15 protein-coding genes and 1 pseudogene are annotated in these 13,552 nt (G+C 75.2%); 9 read left to right on the forward strand and 7 right to left on the reverse strand.

What is annotated here, in order from left to right:
* The first annotated feature begins 46 nt into the window (after positions 1-46).
* Both ACFZBX_RS08145 and ACFZBX_RS08150 read left to right on the forward strand, forming a co-directional pair.
* Complete coding sequence (locus tag ACFZBX_RS08145; RefSeq protein WP_391532131.1) at positions 47-1,402, forward strand: sensor histidine kinase; 1,356 nt, start codon at positions 47-49, stop codon at positions 1,400-1,402.
* The gene (locus ACFZBX_RS08150) at positions 1,366-2,022 is read left to right on the forward strand and encodes a LuxR C-terminal-related transcriptional regulator (RefSeq protein WP_391532133.1); all 657 of its coding nucleotides are present in this window, start codon (positions 1,366-1,368) and stop codon (positions 2,020-2,022) included. The genes ACFZBX_RS08145 and ACFZBX_RS08150 overlap by 37 nt, the downstream gene beginning before the upstream one ends.
* Here the strand turns inward: ACFZBX_RS08150 and ACFZBX_RS08155 are convergent.
* The 3 genes from ACFZBX_RS08155 to ACFZBX_RS08165 form a co-directional block, all read right to left on the reverse strand.
* Entirely contained in the window at positions 1,995-2,681 is a 687-nt protein-coding gene (locus ACFZBX_RS08155) for a rhomboid-like protein (RefSeq protein WP_391532135.1), read from the reverse strand. The two genes, ACFZBX_RS08150 and ACFZBX_RS08155, sit on opposite strands and share 28 nt — an antisense overlap.
* 8 nt (positions 2,682-2,689) lie before the next feature.
* Positions 2,690-2,986: a hypothetical protein gene (locus ACFZBX_RS08160; RefSeq protein ID WP_391532597.1), complete on the reverse strand. Its 297-nt coding sequence runs from the start codon at positions 2,984-2,986 to the stop codon at positions 2,690-2,692.
* Positions 2,987-3,089: 103 nt separating this feature from the next.
* Entirely contained in the window at positions 3,090-3,761 is a 672-nt protein-coding gene (locus ACFZBX_RS08165; RefSeq protein ID WP_391532599.1) for a DUF4291 domain-containing protein, read from the reverse strand.
* Between the two features lie 169 nt (positions 3,762-3,930).
* Between ACFZBX_RS08165 and ACFZBX_RS08170 the strand changes: the two genes are divergently transcribed.
* On the forward strand, positions 3,931-4,461 hold the full coding sequence (locus ACFZBX_RS08170; protein WP_391532136.1) for a universal stress protein: 531 nt from the start codon (positions 3,931-3,933) through the stop codon (positions 4,459-4,461).
* A gap of 21 nt (positions 4,462-4,482) precedes the next feature.
* On the opposite strand, the gene ACFZBX_RS08175 is transcribed toward ACFZBX_RS08170, so the two are convergent.
* The gene (locus ACFZBX_RS08175; RefSeq protein WP_391532138.1) at positions 4,483-5,103 is read right to left on the reverse strand and encodes an L-threonylcarbamoyladenylate synthase; all 621 of its coding nucleotides are present in this window, start codon (positions 5,101-5,103) and stop codon (positions 4,483-4,485) included.
* Between the two features lie 142 nt (positions 5,104-5,245).
* Between ACFZBX_RS08175 and ACFZBX_RS08180 the strand changes: the two genes are divergently transcribed.
* Together ACFZBX_RS08180 and ACFZBX_RS08185 are read left to right on the forward strand one after the other, a co-directional pair.
* Complete coding sequence (locus tag ACFZBX_RS08180; RefSeq protein ID WP_391532139.1) at positions 5,246-6,544, forward strand: cytochrome P450; 1,299 nt, start codon at positions 5,246-5,248, stop codon at positions 6,542-6,544.
* 94 nt (positions 6,545-6,638) lie between these two features.
* A complete protein-coding gene (locus ACFZBX_RS08185; RefSeq protein WP_391532140.1) occupies positions 6,639-6,782 on the forward strand; it encodes a hypothetical protein in 144 nt (47 codons plus the stop codon).
* An 86-nt stretch (positions 6,783-6,868) separates the two neighbouring features.
* Here ACFZBX_RS08185 and wecB read toward each other — a convergent pair whose 3' ends face one another.
* On the reverse strand, positions 6,869-7,993 hold the full coding sequence (wecB, locus tag ACFZBX_RS08190; protein ID WP_391532141.1) for a non-hydrolyzing UDP-N-acetylglucosamine 2-epimerase: 1,125 nt from the start codon (positions 7,991-7,993) through the stop codon (positions 6,869-6,871).
* A 433-nt stretch (positions 7,994-8,426) separates the two neighbouring features.
* Between wecB and ACFZBX_RS08195 the strand changes: the two genes are divergently transcribed.
* The 4 genes from ACFZBX_RS08195 to ACFZBX_RS08210 all read left to right on the forward strand — a co-directional run bounded on the left by ACFZBX_RS08195 (position 8,427) and on the right by ACFZBX_RS08210 (position 11,461).
* Positions 8,427-8,603 (forward strand): hypothetical protein, encoded by a 177-nt coding sequence (locus tag ACFZBX_RS08195; protein WP_380755516.1) that lies wholly within the window; start codon positions 8,427-8,429, stop codon positions 8,601-8,603.
* An 8-nt stretch (positions 8,604-8,611) separates the two neighbouring features.
* The gene (locus ACFZBX_RS08200) at positions 8,612-9,238 is read left to right on the forward strand and encodes an archaeosortase/exosortase family protein (RefSeq protein WP_391532142.1); all 627 of its coding nucleotides are present in this window, start codon (positions 8,612-8,614) and stop codon (positions 9,236-9,238) included.
* On the forward strand, positions 9,235-10,623 hold the full coding sequence (locus ACFZBX_RS08205; RefSeq protein ID WP_391532143.1) for a glycosyltransferase: 1,389 nt from the start codon (positions 9,235-9,237) through the stop codon (positions 10,621-10,623). Before ACFZBX_RS08200 ends, ACFZBX_RS08205 begins: the two co-directional genes overlap by 4 nt.
* 94 nt (positions 10,624-10,717) lie before the next feature.
* Positions 10,718-11,461 (forward strand): choice-of-anchor P family protein, encoded by a 744-nt coding sequence (locus ACFZBX_RS08210; RefSeq protein WP_391532144.1) that lies wholly within the window; start codon positions 10,718-10,720, stop codon positions 11,459-11,461.
* A gap of 215 nt (positions 11,462-11,676) precedes the next feature.
* On the opposite strand, the pseudogene ACFZBX_RS08215 reads toward ACFZBX_RS08210, so the two are convergent.
* Positions 11,677-12,090 (reverse strand): annotated as a pseudogene (locus ACFZBX_RS08215) (GNAT family N-acetyltransferase); the annotation flags it as partial.
* A 64-nt stretch (positions 12,091-12,154) separates the two neighbouring features.
* On the reverse strand, positions 12,155-13,396 hold the full coding sequence (locus ACFZBX_RS08220; protein WP_391532146.1) for a cytochrome P450: 1,242 nt from the start codon (positions 13,394-13,396) through the stop codon (positions 12,155-12,157).
* Positions 13,397-13,552: the final 156 nt, after the last annotated feature.

A 13,552-nucleotide genomic window follows, 5' to 3' on the forward strand; every position in this document is an offset into this window, starting at 1 on the left:
GCGGCCCGCCCGGGCCCAGGACGTCCGACCACCGACCGGAGGCACGGTGAACAGCACGATGCCCGCCGCCCACGGCGCCCCGCGGAGCCGAGCCGCCGCCCTCGGCCGGCTGCTGGTGCTGACGGCGGTCGTCCCCGCCGAACTGCTGTTGCTGGCGGTCGTCCTGGGCAGCTTCGCGCTCTGGTTCGGCCTCGGGATCTTCTTCCTCTTCCCCGCCACCACTCGGCTCGCCCGTGCGGCGGCCGGCCTCGCCCGGGCCTACGCCGGCCGCTGGTCGGGAGTGCCGGTGCCGCCGCCGTACCTGCCGCGACCGGCGCTGGAACGCACCCTGCACGGCTGGTTCTGGACCGGCCACGACTACCAGAAGAACCGCCGGTTCGCGAGCGTCTCGCGCACCCTGCGCTGGCTCTGGAAGGATCCGGCGACCTGGCGCGACGTCCTCTGGGTGGTGCTGAACCCGGTGGTCGGCGGCGCGCTCGCCGTCACCCCGCCGCTGCTGCTCGCCAGCGGTCTGTACACCCTCGCCTGCACCGTCCTGGCGCTGCCCACCCCGGGCCTCGCCCCGGACTTGGCCCCGGACCTCGGCCTCGGAGCGCCCCTCGCGCTCCCGCTCGCGCTCCCCCTCGCCCTGCTGCTCGGCCTCGCGCTGGCCGCCGCCGGCCCGGCGCTGGCCCGCCCGGCGCTGCGCCTGCACGGCCGGTGGACGCGCCTGCTGCTCGGCCCCACCGAGCGCTCCCGCCTGGCCCGCCGGGTCGAGCAGCTGACCGAGACCCGGCTGGAGGTCACCGAGGCGCAGGCCGCCGAGCTGCGCCGGATCGAGCGCGACCTGCACGACGGCGCCCAGGCGCGGCTGGTCGCGGTGAGCCTGCGGCTCGGCGCGGTGGCCGCGCTGATCGACCGTGACCCGGCGCGGGCGAAGACGGTGGTGACGGACGCGCAGGAGAACGTCGCCCAGGCCCTCCAGGAACTGCGCGACCTGGTGCGCGGCATCCACCCGCCGGTGCTCGCCGAGCGCGGCCTGGCCGAGGGGCTGCGCGCCCTGGCCCTGGACGTGCCGCTGCGCGTGGACGTCCGGGCCGAGCTGGCGGGGCGGGCCGAGGCCCCGGTCGAGTCGGCGGTCTACTACGCGGTCAGCGAGGCCCTGACCAACGCGGTCAAGCACGCCGGCGCCCGGTGCGCCGCCGTGGACCTGGTCCACGCGGACGGGCTGCTGCGTGCCGAGGTCACCGACGACGGGCGGGGCGGAGCGGACCCCGGGCGGGGCACCGGCCTGCGCGGAATCCAACGCAGGCTGGCCGCGTTCGACGGTACGCTCACGCTGGTCAGCCCCCCGGGCGGACCGACCCGGCTGACCATGGAGCTACCGTGCGCGTTGTCCTCGCCGAGGACCTCTACCTCCTGAGGGACGGCCTGTCCCTGCTGCTCGGCGCCCACGGGCACGAGATCGTCGCGGCGGTGGGCAGCGGCCCCGAACTCGCCGCCGCGCTCGCCGAGCACCGACCGGACATCGCGGTGGTCGACGTCCGGCTGCCGCCCACCTTCACCGACGAGGGCCTCCAGGTCGCCCTCGCGGCCCGCCGGGCCCGGCCGGGCCTGCCCGTGCTGGTGCTCTCCCAGCACGTCGAGCAGCTGTACGCGCGGGAGTTGATCGCCGACGGTGCCGGGGCGGTCGGCTACCTGCTCAAGGACCGGGTCTCCAACGCCGGGCAGTTCATGGACGCGCTGCGCACCGTCGCCTCCGGCGGCACCGTGATGGACCCGCAGGTGATCACCCGGCTGCTCGCCCGCAACGCCGACGACCGCCCGCTGGCGCTGCTCACCCCTCGCGAGCGCGAGGTGCTGGCGATGATGGCCGAGGGGCGTTCGAACGCCGCGATCGCCCAGCGGCTGCACTTCAGCGAGGGCGCGGTCAGCAAGCACACCTCCGGCATCTTCGCGAAGCTGGGACTCGGCGCCTCCGACGACGACAACCGCCGGGTGCTGGCCGTGCTCGCCTACCTCGACGGCACCCGCTCGGCCTGAGGCGGCGCCGGAGAGGCGGTGCGCCGGGCGACCGGCGGCAGCCCCAGCCGGTGCGCGGCCGCGACGGCGAGCCCGGCGAGCAGCGACACCAGGTGTCCCACGGCGGCGACCTCGCCGTCCGCGACCCCGCCGAGCAGGTTGGGCGCCGCCACCGCGAGCATCACCAGCCACACCGCCCGCGACCACACCGGGCGGGCCCAGCAGGCCGCCACCGCCAGCGCCGCGACCACCACGTAGGAGGGGCCGGTGTCCAGGGCGTGCGCCGCCTCGGCCGGCAGCGCGCCGTGCTCGATCCGCCACCACACCAGTCCCTCGGCCACCACGGTCGCCGCCACGTGCACGAGGGCCAGCACCGCCACCGCCCGCCGGGCGCCGAGCGCCCCGACCACCGCGAAGGCGGACAGCGCGAACACCGGCCAGACCCACGCGGTGTCCTGCGGGACGAACGCCGACACCGTCAGTGACCCGATCGGGTGGCCGTCCGGCCATGGGCGCAGATTGTCCAGGTCGGTCGACGCCCACTCCCGCAGCGCCCGTACCCGCTCGGCGGGCAGCAGTCGCAGCACCGGCCACATCGCGGCCAGCGCGCTCACGTACCAGAACGCCGGATTGCGCAGGAGCAGCAGTGGCCGGAGCACGTCGGCCGGCCGTGGCAGCACCCGCGCCCCTACCGGTCGCGGCGTCGCGGACGCGCCCCGCCTGCGAGCAGCGCGCCCGCGGTGAGCGCCACCGCGCCGGCCGCCAGCAGTCCGCCCCGGGAGCGCCAGGACAGCACCGACCAGCGCGAGTCGGCGGAGAACACCGAGCCGACGCTCAGCCACGACCCGGCGGACAGCACGGACAGCACCGAGCCGGCCGACCCGATCGACAGGACGCTGCCGGCCGACCCGATCGAGAGCACCGAGCCGGCCGAGCCGATCGACAGGACCGACCCCACCGATCCGATCGACAGCACGGACTCCATGGAGCAGGCCGCCGACGCGGCGGAGCGGGCCGCCGCGGCGGCCGTCGACGAGCGATCACAGGACTTGGACACCCTGTGATCGTATGCCGCCGGCCCCCGTTGGTCACCCGCCGAGGTGGGCCAGCGCGCCCTCCGCCACCGGATAGGGCCGCTCGTCCGGCAGCAGCAGCCGGGCGGCGTCCGTCTCGCCGTCGCGCAGATGGCCGTGGATCCGCCGCACCAGCGGAGTGACGTCGGTGATGGACACCGTCCACTCGTCCGCGTACCGGCGCGCGGCCTCGCCCGTCAGGCCGAGTTGCAGCGAGCGGTACGGCAGCGGGCGCAGGTGCAGGTCGCGCTCGGGGTCCCACTGCACCCGCGCGGGTGCCCGCTTCAGCAGGCGCTGCCAGGTCGCCCGGTCCGGGTGCAGCCCGCGCCGGTAGCCCGCGAGGCAAGCGTGCTCCAGCGCCCACGCGAAGCCCGCCCGGTCGATCTCCACGGCGAGGACGGTCTCCTGCCCCTCCTTGGTGGCCCATCCGCAGCGGTACATCATCCAGAGGAACGAGGGCTTGATCCACGTCATCCGGTCGCGCTTCCACTGCGCGGGGAAGCGTCCGTCGCGCGCCGCCGCCGGCCCGATCTCCGGGCCGTACGCCTGGTAGACGGTCACGGTGGTGGCCGTGTGGAGGGCGCGGACGCGGTACCCGGGTTCGGGCGCGTCCGGCGCGGTGCGGTCCGGTTCGGTGCGGTCCGGCGCGGTGCTGTTCGGGGCCTGCTGTGCTGTCACGCCGCCCAGGGTGGACCGAGGCCGACGGGGGCCGCCACCGATTTCCGCCCGGTGGCCGGACGGGTGTGCGCGATGCAAGGCCATATACAGTTAAAGCCTTCGATTTGCAGGCTCACAAGCCCTGTGGAACCATAATCCCTAAGCATTCAGTGGATCGAACACCGGAAAGTGAAGGATCATGTCGGACGGCGCGCGCGTCATCGTCGGAGTCAGCGGATCGTTGCACAGCCTGACCGCCCTGCACCGGGCGGCGGACGAGGCGCGTGACCGGGGCGCCGTCCTGGTGCCGGTGCTCGCCTGGACGCCGGCCGGCGGCGAGTACAACTACCGGCTGCGCCCCTGCCCGTCGCTGCTGCGCGCCTGGCAGGACATGGCCGACGCGCGGATGGCCCGGGCCCTGGACGAGGCGTTCGGCGGCCTCCCGGCCGGGGTCCGGGTCGAGCCCCACGTGGTGCGCGGCGAGCCCGGCCCGGTACTGACCGCGATGGCCGGCCGGCCGGGAGACCTGCTGGTGGTCGGCGCGGGCCGGCACGGCGCGCTGCGCACCACGGTCCGCCGCCTGTTCCAGGGCGGCTCGGTGAGCCGCTACTGCCTGGCCCACGCCCGCTGCACCGTGCTCGCCGTCCCGCCGTCCGACCTCCAGGCGGACCTGCGCGCCCTGCGCCGCGGCGTCGACCTGCGCGAACTCACCGACCTCGTCGCCGCCTGAGCCGACTCACGCCCGGCGGCGTCACTCGAAGCGGGAGACGTCGCCGGCCCCCCGGCGGACGATCTCCGGCTCGCCCCCGGAGAAGTCGACCACCGTCGTCGGCACCGTGCCGCATTCACCGGAGTCCACCACCGCGTCCAGCACGTGGTCGAGGCGCTCCTTGATCTCCCACCCCTGGGTCATCGGCTCGTCGTCACCCGGGAGCAGCAGGGTGCTGGAGACCAGCGGCTCGCCGAGCTCGGCGAGCAGTGCCCTGGTGACGGCGTGGTCGGGGATCCGGACCCCCACCGTCTTCTTCTTCGGGTGCATCAGCCGGCGCGGGACCTCCTTGGTGGCGGGGAGGATGAAGGTGTAGCTGCCGGGGGTGGCGGCCTTGACGGCCCGGAAGACGTTGTTGTCGAGCTGGACGAACTGCCCCAGCTGCGCGAAGTCCTCGCACATCAGGGTGAAGTGGTGCCGGTCGTCCAGCCGCCGGATCGACCGGATCCGCTCCAGGCCGTCACGGTTGTCCAGCCGGCAGCCGAGCGCGAAACAGGAGTCGGTCGGATACGCGATGAGGGCCCCGGACCTGAGACTGTCGGCCACGGTGCCGATGGTGCGCGGCTGCGGGGATTCCGGATGCACGTCGAAGTACTTCGCCATTGGCCGACCCTATGGCATCCCGGCGGCCGACCGGCGCAGCCGCGACGGCCCGCTCCCCGCAGCCGCGAGGGCCCGCCGTGCGCCCGGCCGGTGCGACACGCGTGCTGGTGAGCCGCCGGGAGGTCGCGTACGGTCGCACGGTATGGGCGTCGACCAGGCTCGCGTGAACCGGATCTTCCTGCCCGCCACCTACGCCGGGGGCGTGCCCCACGAACTGTTCCGGGAGCTGCGGACGGCGTCCCCGGTCTGCTGGGTCGAGGAGCCGCCGGTGGGGGAGTGGCCGGCCGGCCCCGGCTACTGGGCGGTGCTGCGGCACGCCGACGTCAAGCACGTCCTGCGCACGCCCGCGCTGTTCTCCTCGCACCTGGGCGCCACCCAGATCCGCGACCCCGACACCACCGCGGACCTGGACTTCGCCCGCACCATGATGCTCAACCAGGACCCGCCCGACCACTCCCGGCTGCGCCGCATCGTCGCGGCGGCCTTCACCCCCCGCGCCCTGCGCGAACTGACCGGCGCCATCGAGGCGCGGGCCACCCACCTCGTCGACGCGGTCCGCCCGCTGGGCGAGGCCGACTTCGTGCCGCTCGCCGCCGACCTGCCGGTCTGGACCCTGGCCCGGATCCTCGGTGTGCCGGACCAGGACCGGCAGTTGCTGGTCGACTGGTCGAACCGGGTGATCGGCTACCAGGACGCCGACCAGGCCGGCTCCAACACGGCCGCCCCGTCCGGCCTCACCGACCTCGGACGCGCCGCGCTCGCCCGTCGCCCCACGGCCCTCACCACCCCGGACGGCCGCCCCGTCAACCCGCGCTCCCGCGCCGCGCTCGCCGACATGTTCGCCTACGCCCACGCGCTCGCCGAACAGCCGCCGCCCGGCAGCATCGTGGCCCGGATGCGGGACGCCGGACTGGGCGCCGCCGAGTTCGAGACCATGTTCTTCCTCTTCGCGGTCGCCGGCAACGAGACCCTGCGCAACGGTCTGCCCGGCGCTCTGCACTCCCTCCTCGCCCACCCCGACCAGTACCGACTGCTGCGCGAACGACCGGAGTTGACGGACTCGGCGGTGGAGGAGCTGCTGCGCTTCTGGCCGCCGGTGCTGGAGTTCCGCCGTACCGCCACCCAGGACGTCGAACTGGCCGGAACGGCGATCCGCCGGGGTGACAAGGTGGTGGTCTACCACGCCTCCGCCAACCGCGACGAGACCGTGTTCCCCGACCCGGACCGCCTGGACCTCGCCCGCTCGCCCAACGACCATGTGAGCTTCGGCTTCGGCCCGCACTTCTGCGTGGGGGCGCAGCTCGCCAGGATCCAGATGTCGGCCCTGCTGCGCCGGATCGTCGCCGGACTGCCGGGGCTGCGGCCCGTACCGGGGGCGGAGCCGACGAGGCTGGTCTCCAACTTCCAGAACGGACTGAAGAGTCTGGCCCTCCGCTGGTGACGAGGCCGGCGGCGCGCGGCGGCCACCCGGCGGCCGTGGCCGCGGGGACGGCTCGCAGCCCGGCGACCCGGACAAGGCGGCGGTCGTCCTGGCCGTGCCGGAGGCGGAGCGGACCCCGCTGCGGCTGCCGCTCGGCGGGGACGGGTTCGGCGCCGTGCTCACCCACCTCGACCGGGGCCGGGAGGACGTCGCCGCCTGGGAGAAGCGCTCCCGGGCCACGGCCTTCGACACCCCGTGACGCCCCCCGATGGCGCCGTGGCCCGCCCGCGCGTCGACCCCGCCGGAGCGCTTCCGGCGGGGTCGGCGCGTGGCCGGAGGGAGTGTTCAGCTCGCGCAGAGCAGGCGCGCGCGGTCCTCCACGAGGTAGCGGGAGCGGATGGCGGCGACGATCTCGGCGCTCGCGGTGCCGCTGCCGTACGGGGAGGGCCGTCCGGCGAGCGAGCCGATCGCGTCCGGGTCCGCGAGCACCTCCCGCAGCGCGAGGTCGAGCTGGGCGCCGGGCCGCACCAGCCGGGCGAAGCCCGCCCGGACCGCCTCGGGCCGTTCGGTGGAGTTGCGCACCACGATCAGCGGCCGCTTGAGCACCGTGCACTCCTCCTGGACCCCGCCGGAGTCCGAGACCAGCAGCCGGCAGCCGGCGGCCAGGGCGAGGAAGGTGCGGTGGTCGACCGGCGGCACCGGGCGCAGCCCGGCGAGCGCGCCGGAGAGCCCGTAGCGCTCGATCGCCGCCCGGGTGCGCGGGTGCAGGGGCAGCACCACCGGCAGCTCCAGCGCGGCGAGTTGGGCGAGGATCCGGCCGAGCCGGGCCGGGTCGTCGGTGTTCTCGGGCCGGTGCAGGGTGGCCAGCAGATAGCGGTCGGGGCGCAGCCCGAAGCCGTTCAGCACCGCGCTTGCCTCAGCCGGTCCGGGCAGCGACTCCAGGGTGGCCTCGACGACGGTGTTGCCGGTGACCACCACCTGGTCCGCCTCGATGCCCTCGCGCAGCAGGTGGGCGGCGGCGGTCGCGGTCGGAGCGCAGTGCAGGTCGGCGAGCGGGGCGATCAGGCGGCGGTTGGCCTCCTCGGGCATGTCCGGGTCGAAGGAGCGCAGTCCGGCCTCGACGTGGACGACCGGCACGCCCGCGCAGTGCGCGGCGAGCGCGCCGGCGGCGGCGGAGTTGGTGTCGCCCTGGACCACGACGGCGGCGGGCCGGTGCTTGGCGAAGTGGTCGCTGAGCGTGCTGACCATGCGGCCGATCTGCCGGCCCCGGGCCTCGCCGGCGACGCCGCTGAGCGTGATGTGCGGATCGGGGAGCGCGTACTGCCGGAAGAACGCGGTGGTGAGGCCGGGATCCCAGTGCTGACCGGTCCAGACGATGCGGGCGGAGTCCTCCAGGAGCCGCACCACACCGGCGAGTTTGACGATTTCCGGTCGGGTGCCGAGGACCACGGCGATGTCGGCGGAGGGCATTTGGGCTCCCTTGACGGTGCATCCGATCGAACGACCGAGGTGTTCGAACTACGCGTCACAACATGGCCGTCGGCGGTGAGCCGCGGCAACCGGTGGTGATCAATGTCCCCCGAATGGCGGAACGGCGGACCGCCGCGGCATGCCGGTGACACGCCCACGCCACGCCGATCGGTGCAGATGTGGAAAGCATCGTGCGAATACGGACCATCGAACATCCGATTTTCAGTCCATGATGTGCCAGCAGCACGGGAGTTCGATCCGTGGCGGGGAGTGCGTACCGTTCGTCCCCACCCGGATGGTTCGGCCGTGTCCGGTGCCGCCCCCCTGTCATTCCGGGCCGTGCCGCAGCCGCTCACGCCTTTCCACTGAGCGGCATCCCCCCCTCCGCAGCACCCCATTTCGCGACCCGTTTTCCGACGAGAGGAAATTCCCCATGTACGGACCTGTGGCCGGCGGACTGCCGCCGGCAGCCGGTGGCGGCGCCCTGGCCGCGACCGGATCGATGGGCATAGGTGTCACGGCGACGGCCGCGGTGGCCCTGGTACTGGTGGGCCTCGGCCTGCTCCGCCGCAGCAGGCTGCGCCGGAGCGAGGGCCCGGGCGAGGACTGAGCCACGCCATGACCCAATCCCTGTCGCACCCGCTCGCGCCCCGCCCGCACGCCGCGGCCCGGGCCGGGCGCTCCCCGGTCGGGATGCTGTGCGGCGCCGTGCTGCTCGGCGTGTGCGGCTCGCTGGTGGCCGGCGAACGCGCCTACCGTTCCCAGGAGAGCCGCAGCACGGCGTGGCTCGTCGAGCACCTCCTGGGGATGCGCACCCTGCTGCTCGAAGGGCCGACCGCCCCCGTCCTGTACGCCGGCGACCACTCCGGCCTGGACCGGGGCGTCGCCCTGACCACGGGGTGCAGCAGTGCGCTGCTGATCGCCCCGCTCGCCCTGGTGACGGCGCTGCTGCTGCTCTTCGGCAACCGCAGGCCCGGCCGCGTCCTGCTGGCCTTCGCCGTCGCCGCCGCCCTGGTCGTGGCCACCAACCTCACCCGGCTCACCCTCGTCCTGGTCATGCAACACCGGTACGGGGCCGAGGGGTTCGGCTGGACGCACGTCCTGTTCGGCTCGGTGCTGATGATGGCCGCCGCCCTGGTCGCGGCGCTGCTCTTCCTGTGGCTGCTGCCCCGTAGCACCAACGCCGGCACCAACGCCACCCCCACCGCCGCGCCCGGCCCCGCGAACGGGGAGGCCGCGCCGTGACCCTGCTGGACACCTCCGTCTCGCTCTCCTTCGTCCTGGGCGTCGGCTTCCTCGCCTACGTCGTGGTGATCGTGCGCGGCTACCTGCGGGACCGGCCGGCGCCGCCCGGTGACCCGGACGGCTACGGCTGGCACTTCCTGATCCCCTGCCGGGACGAGGAGGCCGTCATCGCCACCACCCTGGACTACCTCGGCGGGCACTTCGCCGGCGCCACCGTCTGGGTCGTCGACGACGCCTCCGAGGACCGCACGGCCGAACTCGTCCGCGCCTGGTCCGCCACCTCCGACCGCCTCACCGTCCACCTGGTGTCCCGGCGGCCGCCCGAGGCGCGGACCGGCAAGGGCGACGCGCTGAACGCCGGCTACCGGGCGCTGGAGGCCGCGCTGCCCCCGGACACCGACCCCGCGCGGGTGGTGGTCTGCGTGCTCGACGCCGACGGCCGTCCCTCGCCCGGCGCGCTCGCCGTGTGCGCCGGACCGGCCCTGTTCGGCGACCCCGGCATCGGGGCGGTCCAGGTCGAGGTGCGGATGTCCAACCGCGACGTGCCCCGGCCGCTGCCCGACCGAGGCGCGTTCGCCAACCGGCGGGCCCGGCTGCTCGCCCGCCTCCAGGACATCGAGTTCCGCGGGCCGATATCCGCCATGCAGATCACCCGGCGCCGCACCGGCACCGTCAACGTCGGCGGCAACGGCCAGTTCACCCGGCTCTCCGCCCTGCGCGCGGTGGACCGCGGCGGCGGGCGGCCGTGGGGCAAGGCCCTGCTGGAGGACTACGAACTGGGCCTGCGGCTGATGCTGGCCGGCTGGCGCAACGGCTACACCACCGACGCCTGGGTCGACCAGGAGGCGCTGTGGAGCGTGCGGCAGCTGCTCACCCAGCGGGTGCGCTGGGCGCAGGGCTCGATGCAGTGCACCCGCTACCTCCGGGAGATCTGGGGGTCACGGGCCTTCGGCACCGCGGGCTTCCTGGAGGTGCTGTACTTCATGAGCCAGCCGTGGCTGCAACTGGTCGGCCTGGTGGTGTACACCGTGCCGATCGCGGCCTTCGGCTACAACCTCGTGCTCTACCCGGAGTTCGTGCTCGCCTTCCTGCGGCAGGGCGGCGCCCTGCTCCTGGCGCTCTACCTGCTGCTGGGCGTCGGCGAGTTCGCCGTCTGGGGGCCGCTGTACCGGCGGCGCTGCGAGCCGGGCATCGGCCGGCGGGCCGCGTTCGGGTACGGGATCGCGCTGGCCCTGTACGCGGCCACGACCTACCTGGTCGCCGTCCGCGCCGCCTGGCGGGTGCTGTGCCGGCGCAACTCCTGGCACAAGACCGCCCGGGTCGCCGCGGCCCCCGCCCCCGCCCCGGCGCCGGCCCCGGCCGTCGTCGGCGAGCCGGCGGCATGAGCGCCCGCCGAGCCGCCCGAGGCCCACCCGGGCCCGGCGCGTTCCCCCGTCCCCACCACGTGTTCCTGCCCGTCCCACGAAAGGCCCCACCACCATGACCTCTCGTCGTACCCGCACCCGGCTGCTCGCCGGCGCAGCCGTCACCGCCGCGCTGGTCGGCACCGCGAGCCCGGCCTGGGCCGCCCTCTCCGCGCCCGAGGCCAACGCCTACGTGGTCTCCGCCGACGCCGTCGCCGGCATGGTGGCCGTCGCCCCGACGCCCGCCTCCACCTACCCCACGGGCGGCACCCAGACCCTGGCCGGCATCAACGTCGGGCCCTTCGCCAGCAACGCGCTGCTCACCGCCACCACCTCGGGCGACCCGCAGGCCGGCACCTCGGGCGCCTCCGCCACGATCGACTCGCTCGGCATAGACCTGAGCCTCGCCACCGTCTCGCTCACCGGCGTCAACTCGACCTGCACCGCCACCCCGGCCGGCGCCACCGGCTCCGGCCTCATCGCGGGCGGCAGCGTCAAGCTCCCGCTGCTCCCCGCGATCAACCTCCAGGCCGGAGCCGCGCCCAACACCGGGATCGACATCCCCGGCGTCGGGACCATCCTGCTCAACGAGCAGACCACCGACGCCGACGGCGTGCTCAGCGTCAACGCCGTCCGGATCAGCCTGCTGCCGATCCTCAACGCCGCGGACCTGACCATCGGCCACGCCGAGTGCGGCGGCGCCGAGCCCGCCGAGGCCGTGTCGATGATCAACCCGCAGGTCGCCGCCGTCGGCGGAGCGGCGGCCCTGGCCACCGCCGCCGGTGTCGTCCTGCTGCGCCGCCGCAACGGCACCGTCTGACCCCGCCCCATCCGGACGCCCCGGGCCCGCCCACCGGGCCCGGGGCGCCCCGGCGTTCCCGGCCGGCCCCGGGCAGGCTCGGGGCCGGGGGCGGTCCCGGGTCGGGGCCGCCGGAGGCCGAACCGCCAGTCGCTGCAGCGCATCGGACGGCCCGGCGGGTACGCGAAGTCCCGTGCGCCCGGCCGTTCGAAGCCCGCCGCGCCGCGGCACACCGCGTCGGACGCGGCGTTGTCCACCGAGGGGAAGGCGTGCGGAGGGCGGTGGAGCCCGGCGGCGCGTACCTCGGCCACCACCGCGCGGGCGGCGGCCTTCGCCACTGCCCGGCCCTGGAAGCCCGGCAGCACCGTCCAGTCCGCCTCGTACACCGTCCCGCCCTGCTCCGCGCGCTCCCGGAAGCCGATGCTGCCCGCCGCCGCGCCCTCCGGCAGCAGCACGATCCGGAACCTCCGCCCTTCGGCCGGGGGCCGGGCACTGAGCCCGACGTACCGGAGCCGGCGGCGGTCCGGCTGCTCCTCGGTCTCCGGGCCGCCGAGGTGCGCCATCGGCTCCGGCGCGTCGAGCGCGCGCAGCAGCGCGGCGTCCCGCCCGGACCGGGGCTCCAGGCGTACGGAAGGGATGCGGTCGTCCACGGGCGTACGGTGGACGGCGCCACCGACACCGGCCCTGCCCGCCGGGCCTGTCCGTCCGCGGGTCCTAGCCGCCGGCCGGGGCGAGGCGGACCGGCAGCGACCGCAGGGCGTTCACGATGAACGACTCCTGGGGGAGCAACTCCTCGGGGTGTACCGCGAGTTCGACGTCGGGGAAGGCGGCGAACAGGGCGTCGAGGGCCTCCTCGGCCTCCATCATGCCGAGCACCGCGCCCAGGCAGTAGTGGCGGCCGTGGCCGAACGCCAGGTGGGCCTTGTCGGGCCGGGTGAGGTCGAACTCCTCCGGCCGGTCGGGGTGCAGCCCCGGGTCGCGCCCGGCCGCGCCGAAGGCGAAGAGCACCGGCTCGCCGGCGCGGATCAGCACGCCCTCGCCCAGGTCGAGGTCCTCGGCGGCGAAGTACAGCGGCAGGTGCATCACCGGCGCCTCCAGGCGCAGCGTCTCCTCGATGGCGTCGCGCCAGGCCGCCTCGCCGGAGCGGATCAGCGCCAGCTGCCCGGGGTGGGACAGCAGCAGCGCCACCGCGTGGTCGATGAGGTTGACGGTGGTCTCCGACCCGGCGCCGATCATCAGGATCAGGGTGGAGACCAGTTCGTGCTCGCTGAGCCGGGAGCCCTGGGCGTCGCGGGTGGCGATCAGTTCGCTGGTCATGTCCTCGCCCGGCTCCGCCCGCTTGGTGGCGGCCAGCCGCGCCATGGCGGCGAACAGGTCGTCGAGCACCGCCTTGGCGTGCTCGGGGGTGGCGTCGGTCGCCAGCACGCCGTCCACCACCCGCCGCACCTCCGGCCGCTGCTCCTCGGGGACGCCGAACAGGTCGCAGATCAGCGTGGTCGGCAGCGGGTAGGAGAGGCGGGCGTGCAGGTCGACGGTCTCGCCGGGCGCGGCTCCGCGCAGCCCGTCGACCAGGGCGGCGGTGATCGCCCGCACCCGGGGGCGCAGCGCCTCCACCCGGCGGGGGCCGAACGAGGGCGCGGTCAGGGTGCGCAGGCGGTGGTGGTCCGCGCCGTCGCTGGTGAACATCGACTCCACGGCGACCCAGCTGGCCAGCGGCCAGTCCGGGCCGACCCGGCCCTCGATCCAGTCGGGCCAGTGCCGGCGGGCGTTCTTGGCGATCCGGGGGTCGGTGAGCAGCCGCTTGGCGACATCGGCGCGGGTCACCGACCAGGCGAGCACACCGCCGGGGAGCCCGACCCGGACCGCCGGGCCGTGGGTGCGCAGGTGGGCGGCCTCGGTGTGCAGATCGGTGCCGAGGGTGTCGAGGGCGTGGGTGTAGGGGCAACGGGGTTCCATGGGCCCTCCTGGAGGGGGAGCGGCGGTCGGAAACGGTCGGCCGGTTGTGACCGTACGACCGCCGGAGCGGTGGCGAAAGGGCGCTCACGCACCGTTTCGCACGCCCGGGGGCGGCGCCCCTTGACGCCGGCGCGAGCGGGCGGTGGGCGCGGTAGC

Source organism: Kitasatospora sp. NPDC008115, assembly GCF_042957205.1.
Lineage (GTDB): Bacteria > Actinomycetota > Actinomycetes > Streptomycetales > Streptomycetaceae > Kitasatospora.

Coding starts and splice junctions, on each gene's coding strand:
- ACFZBX_RS08220 (WP_391532146.1), bottom strand. CDS start 13,396: ATGGAACCCCGTTGCCCCTACACCCACGCCCTCGACACCCTCGGCACC.
- ACFZBX_RS08200 (WP_391532142.1), top strand. CDS start 8,612: ATGACCCAATCCCTGTCGCACCCGCTCGCGCCCCGCCCGCACGCCGCG.
- ACFZBX_RS08160 (WP_391532597.1), bottom strand. CDS start 2,986: ATGGAGTCCGTGCTGTCGATCGGATCGGTGGGGTCGGTCCTGTCGATC.
- ACFZBX_RS08180 (WP_391532139.1), top strand. CDS start 5,246: ATGGGCGTCGACCAGGCTCGCGTGAACCGGATCTTCCTGCCCGCCACC.
- ACFZBX_RS08195 (WP_380755516.1), top strand. CDS start 8,427: ATGTACGGACCTGTGGCCGGCGGACTGCCGCCGGCAGCCGGTGGCGGC.
- ACFZBX_RS08170 (WP_391532136.1), top strand. CDS start 3,931: ATGTCGGACGGCGCGCGCGTCATCGTCGGAGTCAGCGGATCGTTGCAC.
- wecB (WP_391532141.1), bottom strand. CDS start 7,993: ATGCCCTCCGCCGACATCGCCGTGGTCCTCGGCACCCGACCGGAAATC.
- ACFZBX_RS08175 (WP_391532138.1), bottom strand. CDS start 5,103: ATGGCGAAGTACTTCGACGTGCATCCGGAATCCCCGCAGCCGCGCACC.
- ACFZBX_RS08210 (WP_391532144.1), top strand. CDS start 10,718: ATGACCTCTCGTCGTACCCGCACCCGGCTGCTCGCCGGCGCAGCCGTC.